The sequence below is a fragment of the Cryobacterium sp. Hb1 genome, assembly GCF_004403585.1.
Lineage (GTDB): Bacteria > Actinomycetota > Actinomycetes > Actinomycetales > Microbacteriaceae > Cryobacterium > Cryobacterium lyxosi.
On record NZ_SOHI01000023.1, the window covers coordinates 1 to 15701 of the forward strand.

Below are 15701 nucleotides of genomic sequence, written 5' to 3' on the forward strand. Positions count from 1 at the left end.
GCGAGGGCCAGTTTTGTCATGAGTCACGACCACGGTGGAGCGACCAACACCAACTCTGCCAGCCAGTCCCGGACCAGCCACCCCAAGACTCACAGTCTTGTCAGATCTCGAACTGGCCGAAAGGGCGTCGCTTCGGGGATCGAATGCTGAATCGTCTTGGGGTCATGGCTGCTAGCCATTACGACTCACCCATCAAGTAAATTTAGAGTCCGGGGGCCTTTCCAAGCTCGACGCGCAGCTGGGACAGGCGGGCGTAAGCATGGTCGCGATATGCCAGTAATGCCTCCGTTTCGGCGGCATCGATGTCCAGAATTCCGCGACCAGATTTGAGGCCGAGATCGCCATTCTTGATTATTCTGGTCAGTGATTCCGGAGGAGAAAAGCGATCTCCGTAGGCCGTCTCGAGGGTTCCATAAGCCGCTTCATACACGTCAAGGCCCGCCATGTCACCGATGGCGAACGGGCCGAAGAGCGCCAGCCTAAACCCGAAGGAGTTGCTGACGACAGCGTCAATCTGTGCGGGTGTCGCGGTGCCCTCTTCGACGATGCGCATCGCCTCCTTATAGAGCGCAAATTGAAGCCTGTTGGCGACGAATCCCGGCGTGTCTGCCACCCGCGCGGGTATCTTGCCCGACTTGACGATGAGCGCTTCGGCGACGTCAATGGCCTCCGGGGCAGTGTTAGGCCCGGGTATCAGCTCGACGCCAGGAATGAAGGGTGCCGGGTTCATCCAGTGCACGCCCAGGAATCGCTCCGGGTTAACGACGGCCGCGGCCAGTTCACCGATGGGAATCGCCGAGGTGTTGGTGCCGATGATGGCGTCTATTCTCGCACTCTGCGAGATCCGCTGCAGGATGTCCAGTTTGACTCTGAGAGTCTCGGGCGCTGCCTCGACGATGTAGTCCGCGCCGACCACGGCGTCTTCGATGGAGCCTGCCGCGGAGAGGTTCTTCCCGATGGTGTCTGCGGCTCCCACGGGCATCAGGCCACGGGCCTCAAAATCCTCGGCCTGCCTGATAAGACGGATCCGCGCCCGTTCTGCGGTCTCCCTATCAATGTCAGCCAGTCTGACCGGGTGCCCCCCGAGGGCCAGCACCTGAGCGATGCCGCCTCCCATATAGCCCGAGCCGACGACGGCCGTCGTTGAAATGCTAGCTGTGACAGTCATGTGTAACCCTTCCGAGGAAGCAGCCCCGGGCTGTGGACCGAGGCTGCCTGGATCGTGTCTAGCGGATGGTGTAGCCACCGTCGATCGCGATGGTGTGACCGGTGATAAGCGATGCGGCGTCGCTGAGCAAGAATGCGACGGCTCCAACGACGTCCTCGGGCTCTCCGAATCTGCCGATCGGGATCCGGCCGAGAAGCTCGGCCGCCCAGTCTGGCCGGCTCAGGGTGGATTCGGTCATTTCCGTGCGCACGAATGTGGGTGCAACTGCATTGACTCGAATCCCGTTTCCCGCCCATTCAAGAGCCAGAATTTTGGTCAGGTGAATGAGTCCGGCCTTGCTCGTTCCGTATGCAGCACGTTCTTCAATCGCAACGATGCCGGTTTGGGAAGCAATGTTGACGATGGATCCCGCCGTGCCGTTGCTCAGCCAGCTTCTGGCCAGCGCCGTCGACAGGAAGAAGCTGCCTTTGAGATTCGTATCGAAGACGGTATCCCAATCCTGATTTGTTACCTCGATGGCGGGTTTGGGGATATTTACGCCGGCGTTATTGACCAGCATGTCAATGCCACCGCTATGCAACTGCAATGCGGCGACAAACTCAGAAATCGAGTCAGGGTCGGTCATCTCGACGGACAGCGCCGGTGTGCCATACCGGTCCGCTATCTGCTGACTGGTCGCAGCGTCACGACTCGTTCCGTAGACGGTTGCACCTTGCTCGGCAAGGCCATCGGCGATGGCCTTGCCGAGCCCGCGCCCGGCGCCGGTCACGAGCACACGGTGCCCGTCCAGACGAAAGTCGACCATCGGGTGCGTGCTATTTCTCGAAGGTGTGGGTCGACCACGGGAGCGTCGTGCCGCGGTACTTCGCCGCACGAACATCTCCCGAGCGGGCGTGGCCTTCAAAGCGTTCCACGCGTGCTGCCCGTCCACACAGTTCACCGAAAAAAGCGCTGGATTCGGTGTTCGTGACTTCCTGGTACGTCACGGTACGCAAGAACTTTCCCACCCAGAGTCCGCCGGTGTAGCGGGCGGCCCCGCGGGTGGGCAGAACATGGTTGGTTCCGATCACCTTGTCACCGTAGGAGACACAGGTTCCCTCGCCTAGGAACAGTGCACCGTAGAAATTCATCTTCTCGAGAGCCTCTCGAGGATTCTCTGTGAGAATCTGCACGTGCTCGTACGCGTATTCGTCGGCGAGGGCGTAGGCATCATCAAGATTTTTGACGACATGAACGGCGCCCCAATCCTGCCACGCCGCAGCCGCGTAGTCCCGGGTAGGCATGTCGACCAGCAGGGTGTCGATGTGTTCGATGACGTCCCGGGCAAGTTTCTCGCTGGTCGTGATCAGTACGGCCGGAGAATCCGGACCGTGTTCTGCCTGGGAAAGGAGGTCCACGGCAACGATGAATGCATCGGCGTGCTCGTCAGCGACGATGAGCACCTCCGTGGGCCCGGCAAAAAGGTCGATGCCCACTTCGCCAAAGAGCTGGCGCTTGGCCTCGGCGACGAACGCATTGCCCGGGCCGGCGAGCATGTTGACCGGCTTGATGGTCTCCGTGCCCACGGCCATAGCCGCAATGGCCTGGATGCCGCCAAGGAGGTAGATTTCATCGGCGCCGGCGAGGTGCATGGCGACTACGGTCGCATCTGGAATCTCACCCTTTATCAGCGGTGTGCAGGCGGCCACGCGAGCGACTCCGGCGACCTTGGCGGTAATGATGGTCATATGAGCGCTGGCCAGCAGCGGATACTTACCACCGGGAATGTAGGCACCGACCGCCTGGATCGGCACGTTCTTCTGACCCAGGAGCACGCCGGGCATAGTCTCGATTTCAAAGTCCGTCAGCGACTCGAGTTGCTTCTGTGCCATGAAGCGCACCTGCTGCTGAACAAAGGTGATGTCATCAATGACCTGTTGGGGCACGCGGGCCATAATCTCGGACAGCTGCTCCGCCGTGAGAAGGAATGATTCCGGCGCGTAATTGTCGAATTTCTTCGAGTACTCCCGCACAGCCTCGTCACCCCGGGTACGAACATCGTTGATGACGTTCTCCACCGTGGCACGCACATCGGGAGTACTGCCGCGATTCGCGCTTGTCTCTGCCGGTGCCTTCAGCAGTTGTGAAGCGACGAATGACGTGGTTGCCGTTTCGACGGTCATGGGAAAACCTTCCATCTACGTTGATGGGCGACACTTGAGGCGCCCGGTCCAAGGCCCAATCGAGCCCGACTTGTTGACGAGTGTATACGTATACATCGCGTTGATCAAGACATTGCATCTATCGCGTGAATACGTATACACTCCTGTCTACGGATGCCGCCGATATGGTCGTACCCGGAGGCCGACACGGTCACAGACAAAGGAGTCTCGGTATGAGCGCCCCCGCCACAACAGCTGCACCCCCCACAACTCCACCCACGGTTGATCCGAAAATGCGTCGCAGGGCGCTGGTCTCCTCAACCCTTGGTACTTGCATTGAGTGGTACGACTTCTACGTATACGGCGTCGCTGCCGCCATCATCCTGAACGTGCAGTTCTTTCCCAACGCCAGCCCGTTTGTGGGCATCCTGTTGTCTTTCAGCACCTACGCCATCGGCTTCGCCGCACGCCCGATCGGCGGAATCATCTTCGCCCACTTTGGTGACCGGCTGGGCCGCAAAAAAATGCTCATGATCACTCTCGGCCTCATGGGCACCGGTACATTTCTCATCGGCATCCTTCCGACCTACAACACCATCGGCATTGCAGCGCCGATCCTGTTGGTGCTGCTGCGGATCGTCCAGGGCATCGGAGTTGGCGGCGAATGGGGCGGCGCCGCTCTCATGGCCACCGAATTCGCCCCCGCTAAGAAGCGTGGTTTCTTCGGCTCCTGGCCCCAGATTGGCGTTCCTGTCGGCACACTGCTGGCCAACGGTGCATTCTTCATCATGGGAGGCCTCATCACCCCCGAGGCCTTCATCGCCTGGGGCTGGAGAATACCCTTTCTAATCTCCATCGTGCTCGTGGCGATCTCGTTCTACATCCGCAGCAAGGTGGCCGAATCCCCTGTTTTCGAGGAGATCAAGCGCAAGGGCGAGATCGAGAAACTCCCGGTAGTGAAGGTCATCAAAACGCGACCACTCATTATTCTCAAGGTCGTTATGATGCGGTTCGCGGAGAACGCAAACTACTACATCTACACGACATTCCTGCTGGCCTATGGCCCCGCGATCTTGCTGGAGAAGAACAGCATTCTCCTCGCCACGATGATCATGGCCGGCCTCGGCGTCTTCTCCATTCCATTCTGGGGCTGGGTTTCCGACCGGTGGGGTCGCCGGTACACCGTCATGGCTGGCGCAGTCACCATGTTGGTAATGGCTTTCCCGTTCTTCTGGGCCGTCCAGACCGGCGATTTTTTCATGGTGCTGCTCGTGCTGATCCTCACCTGCAACATCGGTCGTGACCTGTGCTACTCCGTCGAACCCGCCTATTTCACAGAGCTTTTCGAACCGAAGCTGCGCTACTCTGGAGCCTCGGTTGGCCCGCAGGTTGCGGCGGTTTTCGCCGGCGGGTTCGCGCCGTTGGTCGCTACGCTGTTGATCGGGCCGGAGTTTGACCGGTACTGGCTCGTGGCGGTCTACATGGTGCTGACCTCGCTCATCACCCTGGCCGGCGCTTTTTGGTCCCCCGAGACGGCCCCACGGGTACGACTGCGCCGAGGCCTCTCCGCCGAATATGATCCAATCGCTAACAAGTAATTCTGTAATCTCCTCGAGGAGGACGACGTGATAACCAGCCGAGACGTCGCACAATTGGCCGGCGTGTCCCAAGCGACGGTCTCGCGTGCCATGTCGTCCTCCTCGAGAATCAGCGCTGCGACAAAGGCCCGGGTTCTGGCGGCGATGGAAACCCTGGAGTACGTGCCACACGCCGGGGCGCAGGCGATGAAAACCCAGCGTACGAACACAATCGGCGTCGTCGTTGCCGACATCACAAATCCCTTCTACCCAGAAGTGCTCGATGAGTTAACCCGTGAACTCGACGCTGCAGGCTACAGAGTCGTCATTTGGAATGCGGGCGGCGGCAGTCACCATGATGCCCTGCGTGCCATCCGAGAACGAGCCGTGGACGGCGTCATCTTCACGACAGCGACCGAGGACTCTGCGGAGCTGCAGGCCGCGTTGAAGAAGGGCAGCCCGATTGTCTTGATCAACCGCCGCATCGACGGTCTGCAATGTGATCAGGTGACGAGTGACAATCTCTCCGGCGGGGCCGTCGTCGCGGACTACCTTATCCAGAACGGAAAGACTCGGGTTGGCTTCATCGGAGGCAGCGAAAGCGCGAGCACCTCGCGCGACCGCGGCCGGGGATTCATGAACCGGATGACGGAGCACGGTTATCCGGTGCCGGACGACCTTCTTCGCCAGGGCGGCTTCTCGCACGAGCAAAGCTTTCGGGTTATGAATGAGTTCATCAATCAGGCCAATCCGCCGCAAGCCGTTTTCTGTGCCAACGACTTCATGGCCTTCGGAGCCCTCGATGCGGTGCGCAGTAATGGGCTGACCGCCCCTGACGACTTCTGGGTCATCGGGTATGACGACGTTGAAATCGCATCATGGCAATCTTTCGACCTCACCACCGTGCGTCAGCCAAGCCGAGAAATGGCTCGTGTCGGAGCACACATGCTGCTCGATCGCATCAACTCACCGCAGATGACAGCTCAACACGTTATCTTTCCTTGCGAACTCATCATTCGCGGCAGCGCTCGCGACTGAGGCATGGCTCAGATCAGTTGCGCTGCACACCCGCGGCAGCTGGTAGATCTCCGCGGCCGACTCCGCGAACACCGAGATGACAGGATCCTAATCGATTGGAAGCACGCCAACTGCTCAGTCCGATCGGGCTTTCTCCACGTGGGCGCTCCACCAAACAATCGGGCTGCTCTCCGCGGTGATCATTGAACTCGCCCCGGATACACCGTCCTGGGACGAGATCACCCGACTGATCGATTCGCCCCCGGAACCCCGCGGTAAATCCCGGAAGACCGTACAGCGCTCCGACCTGGCCGGGGCACGCCAGCCACGGCTACTGCGCGCGCCTCTCCCGCTACTGCTGGGGATTCCGCCTCTACCTGATTGGGACACCAGACGGACTGCCCGTCGTCTGCGGTCTCGCCAACCCCAAGGTCGTGGAACGCGAAGCCGCCGAGATCATGCTCCGCCAGCAACATCTGATCAACCGGAGCAGGTCATTATCTGAGACAAGGCTTCGCCGACGTGAACGTGTCCACTGAGCAACCAATTCCACAACAAAATTGTCTCGAATGCTGGGTGGTTCGCCGCCTCGGGCTGTACTCGTGGTGCGGGGGTGGCTATTTAGTGAAGGTAGGCCCGGTGTCGACGTCGGGTATTCGTTTCTTGAGTGTTCACCGCACGGGCACTCTTCGGCCACCAGATGACTCTGTCGCAAACCTATGGTTTGTGACGGTACGGCCTATTCCAATTGAGCGGAGCATCCAATGTCCTTACATCATGTCCTGGCTACGCTGGCCCTTGTGCCTGCCTTAATGGCACCTTTCGCGCTGCCGGCAGCAGCCGCAGCCGACGATTCCGGCGTGCTGCCCCAGAAGACCCACTTCGATCTGCAGGCCCACCGGGGTGGAATAGGTATGACTACCGAAGAATCGCTAGAGGGGTTCGGCAAGGCCATGCGCCTTGGTGTCTCCACGTTGGAGCTGGACACTCAGATCACCCGGGATGAGAAGGTAGTCGTCAATCACGACCGGCAGATCAGCCCGTCAAAGTGTCGTGACACAGAACCGGTCACGCAGGGCGACCCGATGTACCCGTACGCGGGTAAATACATCAAAGACCTGACCCTGGCTCAGATCAAAACGATGGATTGCGGCTTCCAGCAGCTACCCGGCTTCCCTGAGCAGGAGCAAATCACAGGCTTCCGGATGGTCGAGTTGAAAGACGTCTTGAACCTGGTCAAGAGCTACCACGCCCAGCAGATCACCTTGAACATCGAGACCAAGGTTGAGGCCGGAGCCCCGGAGCAGACTGCGCCAGTAGGCCTCTTTGTGCGTCGGGTCTTTGAGGAGATTCGCGCCTCGGGTATCGAGGACCAGGTCACCATCCAGTCCTTCGCCTGGGGTGCACTCAACGAGATGCACAGCCTCGCGCCGGAGTGGCCTCTGGTGGCGCTGACTAACCGAGACTTCCTGCAGGTGGGTGAGCCCGGTGCCTCACCGTGGCTCGGCGGAGTCGACGCCGACACCTACGGCGGCGATCTCGTCACGACGGCTGCCGCAGCAATTCCCGGTGGCCTCACTGCGGTGTCACCCAACTACGGGTTCCCCCAGAATGGCACGGTCGCCGACCCCGGCTTCCAGTTCTACCCGGATCAGCAGATGGTGTCTAAGGCACACGCCCGCGGTCTCAAGATCATTCCCTGGACCAGCGATGATCCGGCCACGGTGAAGGAGCTCCTGGATCTGGGTGTCGACGGCATCATCACGGACTACCCGAATCGGGTTCGGCAGATCATGGCCGACCGTGGGATGAGACTACCGAAGGCGTACGAGCCGCGCTAACAACTGATCGCGAGAACCGGAGAAAAATCCGTCTTGCGTCGAAGGAAATTGGCTTCGGGTTGCGGCAAAGTTCGCGCCCCGCGGCGTTTCGCGAAACGGTCTGGTCGGAACAAAAAACCATCCATCTGAGGCTCCCAAGGAGCGATTTCTAACTACCTCATCAAGTGACCTCCGCATCGGGATCGAAACTGACATCGAACGCGGTGTCGTAGTCGGCGAGGATCCGCTTCCGCACGAGGGCGACGGAAGCAGCTGCCCACGCGTCACTGAAAGTGTCATCGTCTTGCTGTGCTTGCACGCGGATGCCCATCTCTCACCCACCTGAATCAACCATGGACCACCAAGAATGTCCGCGTAGAGTGAGATGTTGTGAACCGCCCGATTCACTGCAAAACCAAGGGAATCCACGAGTTCCCGGGACATTCAGCAAGGGGCAGAATCGCCCCGATTCTGCAAGGGGCGGGTTCGAATCCTGTCAGCCTGACAGATGAAATATGCCAGGGGCCAGTTCCGCACTTCGCGGAGCTGGCCTCTTGTGCGTGATTCGGACGAATACGCCAACGGTTCGGCCAATTGAGAGTTTCGGACCGCTATGAACGAAGCGTACTAACGGCGAGAGACAGACAACCGCGGGCGAGTGACCGCCTCATAATGGCGTGTCGGGCTACGTCGGTGCCCAGGCCGTGCGAATGTCGGCGAGGAGCTCCGGGAGGTAGAGGTCCTGGGGGTGGTGCCGCATACGTTGGTCAGTGCCTCGGTCCAGACCTCGCTAACTGGAGTCCGGCGGCCTGCAATCGCGCCGGCCTTGGAAAACAACATGTGATGCCTTTTGTACAGGAGCACTTTATAATTGAGGGGTCTGCAGAGACGCGACTTTGTGGTTCTCTGCGCCAGGTCGGCTCACAGCATCCACGATGATGGTCTTGTGAGCAATGGTGGAGAGACAGCCTTCGAGTTCGTGATGATCCCGGATCCCCCCGACGCGCGGTTGTTCGTGGAACTTTCCAGCTTTGGGGTCGACCTCAGTGAGGCCCGTCATGCCCTCGAGCTTGCGAGCGAGCGCGGCGAGGACGCGCCACTTCAGGATGCGGCCGCATACCTGATCGGGTTCGCGGCTCTTGCCTACTGTCGGACCTTCTTCGACTCGAAGGTCCGAAAGCCTCTGACAAAGCACATCGTGATCCCTTCCGAATTCCAGGACTTCCATTGGCTCGTTGGCGCGTTCAGGAACACCACAATTGCGCATTCCCAGTCTGAGCTCTCGACGACCTTCCCAATTGGAATCCTTGATGCGGACACCCTGCGGGTGAGAGATGTGACGGCAGCGACCTATTCCCAGACGCTCCCGCCACCAATGGTGAGCCGCTTCCTTGAACTCTTGGAGGCTGTGGATGAATCGCGGTGAAACTATCGGCGGGGCGTGCCCGGTAACCACCCAGAGAGATCCCGCAACCCGGCGGGCTTCTTGCTGGCGGCATGGGTGACTGTAAAGTAGCGGTCGGGTGGCCGGGGTACAACGGCCTAGTTCCATCATCACCGTCCAGGTGAATGAGGCCAGTGGGAGTTTAGGCGGCTAGTTCGAGCCGTCCATTCTCGCCGTGTTATTTATTCCGTTTCGTGAGCGGTCCCCCTGTACAGTGTGGGCATAATCCTCACAGCTGTGACGCACTCCCGCGCTCATGGTTCCCCGTGGTGGAAGAACGGAATCCCCGCATGAGAAAAATCTCGCTTGGCCTGGTCGGCATCGTCGCCGCAGCCGTCAGTCTCGCCATTGCAGTACCCGCGAATGCCGCCAGCAGCGTCCTCTACGTACCGGACAGCTTCAACTCCGCACTTTCTGACACGAGGGCGACAGGGCACTACGAAGTGGTCGCTACCGGTCTCCGCATTTATACCGACTCGACCACCAGCGCAGATAAGGTCGCTGAGTACGTCGACACGAACACCCTGCTCGCCGCAGCCGGCGAACCAAACCTTGAGTACACGAACACAGCCGGGGGTATCCCCGGCGCCCAGCTCATCGTCGACTTCGACGCTGACGGCACTGCCGATGGGATCCTCATCGGAGAGCCTGCCACCTATGGCGACGACTGGTGGTTGAGTAACTCCGCAGACCAGTTCGTCAAGGACGGAGCACCGTCCCACATGGGCGGATTCGGCAGCGACAACCACGGCACCCTCGCCCAGTGGCGGACCGCCTTCCCAAACGCTGTCGTCATCGCGTTCGGTTTCGCCCTCGGTTCAGGAGTCAAAGGCGATGGCGTCCTCAACGCGATCAACTTCGCTGGCACTGAATATACGTTCGGAACTCAGACTGTGCTCTCGGGCAAGGACGACTGCAAAAACGGCGGGTGGGAAACTAGCACGAGTCCCCTCTTCAAGAATCAGGGTGACTGCGTCAACTTTTTCGCCTCTTCGAAGGGGTAGTTGTACTCGGCAAGGATATTGGTGACAGTTCGGGCCCATAAAAGGTGAGGGCCTCCGGGCTTCGGGACTGCGGATGATTAACACGCTGGTTTGATTTCTGATCCGGTTCCGGGGCGTGAGCAACAACGGAACGGTCAGTGGCCTCAAGCGGATGGGTTGAGCTACTCCGACGCTCGTCAGGGAGCCACTCCGCCAACTCGGAGTGGCTGACCGCGACCGCCGAGGTAAGACCCGGATGCTGGACTTTCTGCCGCGCCCGAGCGACGTCGCGCTGCGAGCACCCAGCGATCTCGAAAACCGACGGCTAGCTGCTGGGCGCAGAATCCACAACCCGCTTGAGCCGGTTTCACACGCCTTGCCACAATCCGAAACTGCCTTCATCCGGAGAGTCCACCGAGGAGAACGGGCGTCCTATCCGAAAGTGTAGTGAGAACCGTCAGAAAACAGTGTTACCCCTGCCCGTTTGCTTCGCGAAGATGATCATCAAGCGGAAAGCATCCGTTCGTCCACTGCAACCCGATGACTGAATCGAAGGGGTACAAATCGTGAATCCGACAGCACCTGCGATTCGTACCGTGCGCAGTACCGCAAGTGACATTGCTCGTAATCTGTCCCGCGTCAGGGACGAGATCGCGGACACTGCGGCCAAAATTGACGAACAGGAGGTCGCCGCCCTGGCGGCCCACCTTGGCCAGACAGGCCGGGTGTTCATCGCCGGAGCGGGGCGGAGCGACCTTGTCTTGCGCATTGCCGCCATGAGGCTGATGCACCTGGGCCTGACCGGCCACAGAACCGATGAACCGGCCGAACAACTCTGGCTCAGGCACGCCAACCTCGAGTAACCGAGGCCTCCAGTTTCCACAATCACCGTGTTCCCCTACAGAAAGAAGCAACATCATGAAACTCCAAGTAGCTATGGACCTCCTCACGGTCGAAGATGCCCTCGAACTCGCCGGCAAGGTCGCCGAATACGTCGACATCATTGAGCTGGGCACCCCCCTGATCAAGGCCGCTGGTCTCTCCGCTGTTACTGCCGTCAAGGCGGCGCACCCGGACAAGATCGTCTTCGCTGACATGAAGACCATGGACGCCGGAGAACTTGAGGCCGATATCGCCTTCAAGGCCGGCGCTGACCTGGTCACCATCCTCGGAGCCGCCGACGACTCGACCATTGCCGGCGCCGTCAAGGCAGCTAAGGCCCACAACAAGGGCATCGTCGTCGACCTCATCGGCGTGGCAGACAAGGTCACCCGCGCCAGGGAAGTCCGCGCGCTGGGTGCGAAGTTCGTCGAAATGCACGCAGGCCTGGACGAGCAGGCCAAGCCCGGTTATGACCTGAGTGGGCTGCTTCGCTCCGGAGAAGAAGCCCGCGTTCCATTCTCCGTGGCGGGCGGCGTGAACCTCTCCACGATCGAGGCGGTCCAGCGCGCCGGCGCCGATGTCGCCGTCGCCGGTGGTGCCATCTACGGCGCAGCCGACCCCGCCTTGGCAGCGAAGAATCTCCGCGACGCCATCCGCTAGCCCGTCCATTAATGGAGGCGTCTCACAAAGCTGCGGGACGCCACCCCCGGGGTGCGGTACCAGTATTTCCTGGCCCGCATTCCCGGGATTTTTTACCTCTGGCGCCATAGGCCATCCCATATGGATTTCCTGGAAAGTAGCTCCTATTATGCGCAGCCACGCCACCGAGCGTTTGGAAGTCCTCGTCACCGAGCCTGGTCGACTTCACGAAATTCTCAACGATGCAGAGGCCGAGCTTCGGCAAACAGCGATGGCCCAACGGTGCGCCGGCATCCTGGCGACCCGCCACAATGCAGGCCGTTACACTCTTGAACTCAGCAACACGGTTCCTTTTGGGGAGACTTGGGAGCAGACACTCTCCTGATTTCGGCAGGCTGCCGTGCATCCTCAGCGGAGTCCGGTGCTGTGCGCCAGGGCGATGGCCTCGGTGCGGGAGGCAACGTCGAGCTTCCTGAAGAGGTTCCGCACATGGAATTTAACTGTATTCTCACTGATGGCCAATGTCGAAGCGATGGTGCGGTTGCGTTCTCCGGCAACGAGGTGCTGGAGAACTTCAAGCTCCCGGGGCGCGAGGTTCCAGGCAGTGATATCCCTGGCCGGGCGGGCGGGCGGGTCCAGAGGGAGCGTCACGAAGATATCTGCACCCCAGCCCGACATGACGTCGATCTGCAAATTTCCGTTGAGTGCCTGCACCCGACGGTCCAGGCGAATGATGCTTGGCGCATCCGCGGCGAGCGCACCGCGGCCGTTGTCTCTTACGTTGATGAGCAAGTTCTCCCCATCGCAGTCCCACTGCGTCCGGACCCTGCTGACGTCGGGTTGTTCCATCATGACCAGAAGGAGTCCGCGAACGATGGCCCGCGCCGCGTGCGCGACTTCACCGGGCAAGTCCCTTCCATTGAGCGGTGGCTCGATGAACTCGACCTCAAGGCCGCCGAAGCGTGTGAGCGGTCGCAGGTCCTGCCGAAGGCGCTCGAAGGCTGTGGCGACGGGTTCTTTGACCAGGTCATTCGTGCGGTCGCTGAGGGTGCGGAGCTCCACCAGAGCTTTGGCGGTGAGGTCAATGACGGCCGAGTGGGCTGACGTATCGTCCGAGCGCAGCGCTGCCAGGAGGATCTCCAGGGTTGTGGAGTGCAGATCCGTGAGTTCCGCCGTCACGCGAATACGTTCAGCCGAGGCCGCCCGGGATTCCAGCAGGTACGACGGCGGCGCATCGGTCACTTTCTCACGAATCCGCCGGGCAGCAATGCGCCACAGATACATCACCAAATCGACCTCGTCGGCGTGCTGCGGATCGTTCGACTGAGGGTCCGTCAGGACGAGGAGCGCATTGCTGGAGGCGTGTTTCAGGGCGAGTACGGGGCGGTGTCGCCCGGCGAGCTCAGCTTCTCCGAACCAGGGAGCCTCATCGGGAAGGGCAGCGCGAAGCGCGCCAAGTTCGACGATAGAGACCTTTGAGATGATGTCTTCATCGCCCGCCTTCTTCTGCGGCCGCCCCGTGCAGTCTTCGGTAAAAATGATCAGCGCACTGCTTCCCAGGTAGGGAAGTATGGCGTCACGCAGTCCTTTTGCTATCTGGGTCAAGGGGGCGTCGGCCAGTTCCGCCACAGCTTGCAAAAGTGGCCACGGCAGTTCCGAAAGAGGCACGGGGACTACCTTGCGGCGCTGATCGGCGGAGGCTTTCATGTGCATACACTACCGGGTTGAAAAGACTCCTAACCTATCCCAAAGTGTAGTTAGAACCGTCAGAAAACAGTATTACCCCTACGCGTTTGTTTAGAGATCGTGGATATCAAGCAGAAGCATCCGTTCGACCGCTACAGGCCGATGATCGAATCAAAGGGGATTAATCGTGAATCCGAGAGCTACCTATTCCAGCACAACAGATTCAGAGATACTGACCTGGACGTCCGAGGACCGGCGCGCCGTGGACACAATCCGGGTTTTGGCCGCGGACGCCGTTGAGAAGGTCGGCAACGGCCACCCCGGCACCGCCATGAGTCTTGCCCCGGCCGCCTACCTTCTTTTCCAGAAGCTGATGCGACACGATCCGAAGGACCTCGACTGGATAGGTCGCGACCGTTTCATCCTGTCCCCTGGGCATAGCTCACTAACCCTGTACATCCAGTTGTTCCTGTCGGGCTGCGGGCTGGAGCTCGGCGACCTGGAAGCCTTGCGCACCTGGGGCTCACTGACGCCCGGACACCCGGAATATAAGCACACCAAGGGTGTGGAAATCACCACCGGCCCACTCGGCCAGGGCCTGGCCTCGTCAGTGGGTTTCGCCTACTCGCAGCGCCGGATGCGCGGGCTCATGGATCCCGACGCTGCCCCCGGCACCAGCCCGTTCGACCACACCATCTGGGTTATTGCTTCCGACGGCGACATGCAGGAAGGCGTCACGGCCGAGGCGTCCTCCCTGGCCGGGCACCAGGAACTGGGCAACCTCGTCGTCGTCTATGACGAGAACCATATCTCCATCGAGGACGATACCGACATCGCCTTCAGTGAAGACGTTCTCAAACGCTACGAGTCCTATGGCTGGCACACCCAGCGCGTGGACTGGACCGAGACGGGCGAGTACGTTGAAGACGTAGAAAGCCTGCACTCAGCCTTGCTGGCTGCGAAGGCCGAGACCTCCAAGCCGTCCATCATCTCACTGCGCACTATCATCGGCTACCCCTCGCCCAAGAAGCAGAACACGGGAGCCATCCACGGATCCGCTCTGGGGGCCGCCGAAGTGGCAGCGTTGAAGGCTGAGCTCGGATTCGACGTGGACAAAAACTTCGACGTCGACCCGGCAATCCTGGCTCACACCCGCAGAGTCATCGACCGCGGAGCGGAAGCCCATGCCAAATGGACCACCGATTTCAACGCCTGGAAGTCCGTCAACCCGAAAAACGCTGCCCTGCTCGAGCGCATCGAAAAGAAAGAGCTTCCGGCCGGCTGGGAAGCCAACCTTCCTATCTTTGAACCCGGCAAGGACATCTCCACCCGCGCAGCGTCCGGTAAGGTCCTCAACAGCATCGGCGATGTGCTTCCCGAACTCTGGGGCGGCTCTTGCGACCTTGCCGGCTCCAACAACACGACCATCGAAGGATATGGGTCTTTCGTGCCGGCAGCCAAGCAGACCGACACGTGGTCCGGCAACCCCTACGGCCGCGTACTGCACTATGGGATTCGCGAACACGCAGCCGCCTCCATCGTCAACGGCATTCACCTGGGCGGTCCCACCCGGGCCTTCTCGGGTACCTTCTTGATTTTCAGCGACTACCAGCGCCCTGCCATACGCCTGAGCGCGTTGATGGGGGTCCCCTCTATATACGTGTGGTCGCACGACTCGATCGGCCTCGGCGAGGACGGCCCCACCCACCAGCCGGTGGAGCAGCTCGCTACCCTGCGCGCCATCCCGGGACTGGACGTGGTTCGCCCCGGCGATGCGAACGAGGTTTCCGCGTCCTGGAAGAAGATCCTGGAAACCACGGAGAACCCCGCCGGTATTGTGCTCACCCGTCAGAACATCCCCACCTACGCCCGGGGCACGGGCGTAGCCACCTCCACTGAATTCGGCTCAGCCGACGGAGTGGCCAAGGGCGGGTACGTGCTGGCTGAAGCCGTCGCTGTCGGCTCCGTCACCACCGCTCAGGTCATCTTGATCGCGACCGGTTCGGAAGTCCAACTCGCCGTTGAAGCCCGCGAAGCACTGGCCACCGAGGGCATCGCCGCCCGCGTGGTCTCCATGCCGTGCGTCGAGTGGTTCAACAAACAGGATGCCGCCTACCGCGAGTCCGTCCTGCCAGCCGCCGTCACGGCCCGCGTATCCGTTGAGGCGGGTCTTGCTTTGGGCTGGAAGGAATTCGTCGGCGACGCCGGCCGTTCTGTCAGCCTTGAGCACTTCGGAGCCTCGGCCGACTATCAACGCCTATTCCAGGAGTTCGGCATCACGGTGCCGGCAGTCGTCGCCGCCGCCAAAGCCTCCCGCGCCGCGGCACGCAACTAACCACTGTTT

13 protein-coding genes and 1 pseudogene are annotated in these 15701 nt (G+C 60.7%); 9 read left to right on the forward strand and 5 right to left on the reverse strand.

Annotation, left to right across the window (positions count from 1 at the left end):
• Positions 1-202: 202 nt before the first annotated feature.
• Genes E3T38_RS06930 through hisD form a run of 3 tightly spaced genes read right to left on the reverse strand, consistent with a single transcriptional unit; the run spans position 203 to position 3330 of the window.
• Complete coding sequence (locus tag E3T38_RS06930) at positions 203-1168, reverse strand: 3-hydroxyacyl-CoA dehydrogenase family protein (protein ID WP_134547395.1); 966 nt, start codon at positions 1166-1168, stop codon at positions 203-205.
• A gap of 58 nt (positions 1169-1226) precedes the next feature.
• On the reverse strand, positions 1227-1973 hold the full coding sequence (locus E3T38_RS06935; RefSeq protein WP_134547397.1) for an SDR family NAD(P)-dependent oxidoreductase: 747 nt from the start codon (positions 1971-1973) through the stop codon (positions 1227-1229).
• A gap of 10 nt (positions 1974-1983) precedes the next feature.
• Positions 1984-3330, reverse strand: coding sequence for a histidinol dehydrogenase (gene hisD, locus E3T38_RS06940; RefSeq protein WP_134547399.1), 1347 nt, complete (start codon positions 3328-3330; stop codon positions 1984-1986).
• A 212-nt stretch (positions 3331-3542) separates the two neighbouring features.
• Between hisD and E3T38_RS06945 the strand changes: the two genes are divergently transcribed.
• The 4 genes and pseudogenes from E3T38_RS06945 to E3T38_RS06955 all read left to right on the forward strand — a co-directional run bounded on the left by E3T38_RS06945 (position 3543) and on the right by E3T38_RS06955 (position 7744).
• Positions 3543-4907 carry an MFS transporter gene (locus E3T38_RS06945; RefSeq protein WP_134547401.1) on the forward strand — a complete coding sequence of 455 codons (1365 nt, stop codon included), beginning with the start codon at positions 3543-3545 and terminating at the stop codon, positions 4905-4907.
• 27 nt (positions 4908-4934) lie between these two features.
• On the forward strand, positions 4935-5924 hold the full coding sequence (locus E3T38_RS06950; RefSeq protein ID WP_134547403.1) for a LacI family DNA-binding transcriptional regulator: 990 nt from the start codon (positions 4935-4937) through the stop codon (positions 5922-5924).
• A 163-nt stretch (positions 5925-6087) separates the two neighbouring features.
• Positions 6088-6388 (forward strand): annotated as a pseudogene (locus E3T38_RS17070) (IS982 family transposase); the annotation flags it as partial.
• 327 nt (positions 6389-6715) lie between these two features.
• Positions 6716-7744 (forward strand): glycerophosphodiester phosphodiesterase family protein, encoded by a 1029-nt coding sequence (locus tag E3T38_RS06955; protein ID WP_241984346.1) that lies wholly within the window; start codon positions 6716-6718, stop codon positions 7742-7744.
• A 160-nt stretch (positions 7745-7904) separates the two neighbouring features.
• Here E3T38_RS06955 and E3T38_RS16675 read toward each other — a convergent pair whose 3' ends face one another.
• Positions 7905-8042, reverse strand: coding sequence for a hypothetical protein (locus tag E3T38_RS16675; RefSeq protein ID WP_166805461.1), 138 nt, complete (start codon positions 8040-8042; stop codon positions 7905-7907).
• 552 nt (positions 8043-8594) lie between these two features.
• Here E3T38_RS16675 and E3T38_RS06960 point away from each other — a divergent pair.
• The 4 genes from E3T38_RS06960 to hxlA all read left to right on the forward strand — a co-directional run bounded on the left by E3T38_RS06960 (position 8595) and on the right by hxlA (position 11692).
• Entirely contained in the window at positions 8595-9149 is a 555-nt protein-coding gene (locus tag E3T38_RS06960; protein WP_134547407.1) for a hypothetical protein, read from the forward strand.
• 308 nt (positions 9150-9457) lie between these two features.
• Positions 9458-10171, forward strand: coding sequence for a hypothetical protein (locus tag E3T38_RS06965; RefSeq protein WP_134547409.1), 714 nt, complete (start codon positions 9458-9460; stop codon positions 10169-10171).
• A 545-nt stretch (positions 10172-10716) separates the two neighbouring features.
• Positions 10717-11013, forward strand: coding sequence for a hypothetical protein (locus tag E3T38_RS06970; RefSeq protein ID WP_241984347.1), 297 nt, complete (start codon positions 10717-10719; stop codon positions 11011-11013).
• A 55-nt stretch (positions 11014-11068) separates the two neighbouring features.
• Positions 11069-11692, forward strand: coding sequence for a 3-hexulose-6-phosphate synthase (hxlA, locus tag E3T38_RS06975; RefSeq protein WP_104201513.1), 624 nt, complete (start codon positions 11069-11071; stop codon positions 11690-11692).
• 387 nt (positions 11693-12079) lie between these two features.
• On the opposite strand, the gene E3T38_RS06985 is transcribed toward hxlA, so the two are convergent.
• Positions 12080-13378, reverse strand: coding sequence for a LuxR C-terminal-related transcriptional regulator (locus tag E3T38_RS06985; protein ID WP_134547411.1), 1299 nt, complete (start codon positions 13376-13378; stop codon positions 12080-12082).
• Positions 13379-13544: 166 nt separating this feature from the next.
• On the opposite strand from E3T38_RS06985, the gene tkt reads away from it, so the two are divergent.
• Positions 13545-15692, forward strand: coding sequence for a transketolase (gene tkt / locus E3T38_RS06990; RefSeq protein WP_174775219.1), 2148 nt, complete (start codon positions 13545-13547; stop codon positions 15690-15692).
• The last annotated feature ends 9 nt before the right edge of the window (positions 15693-15701 follow it).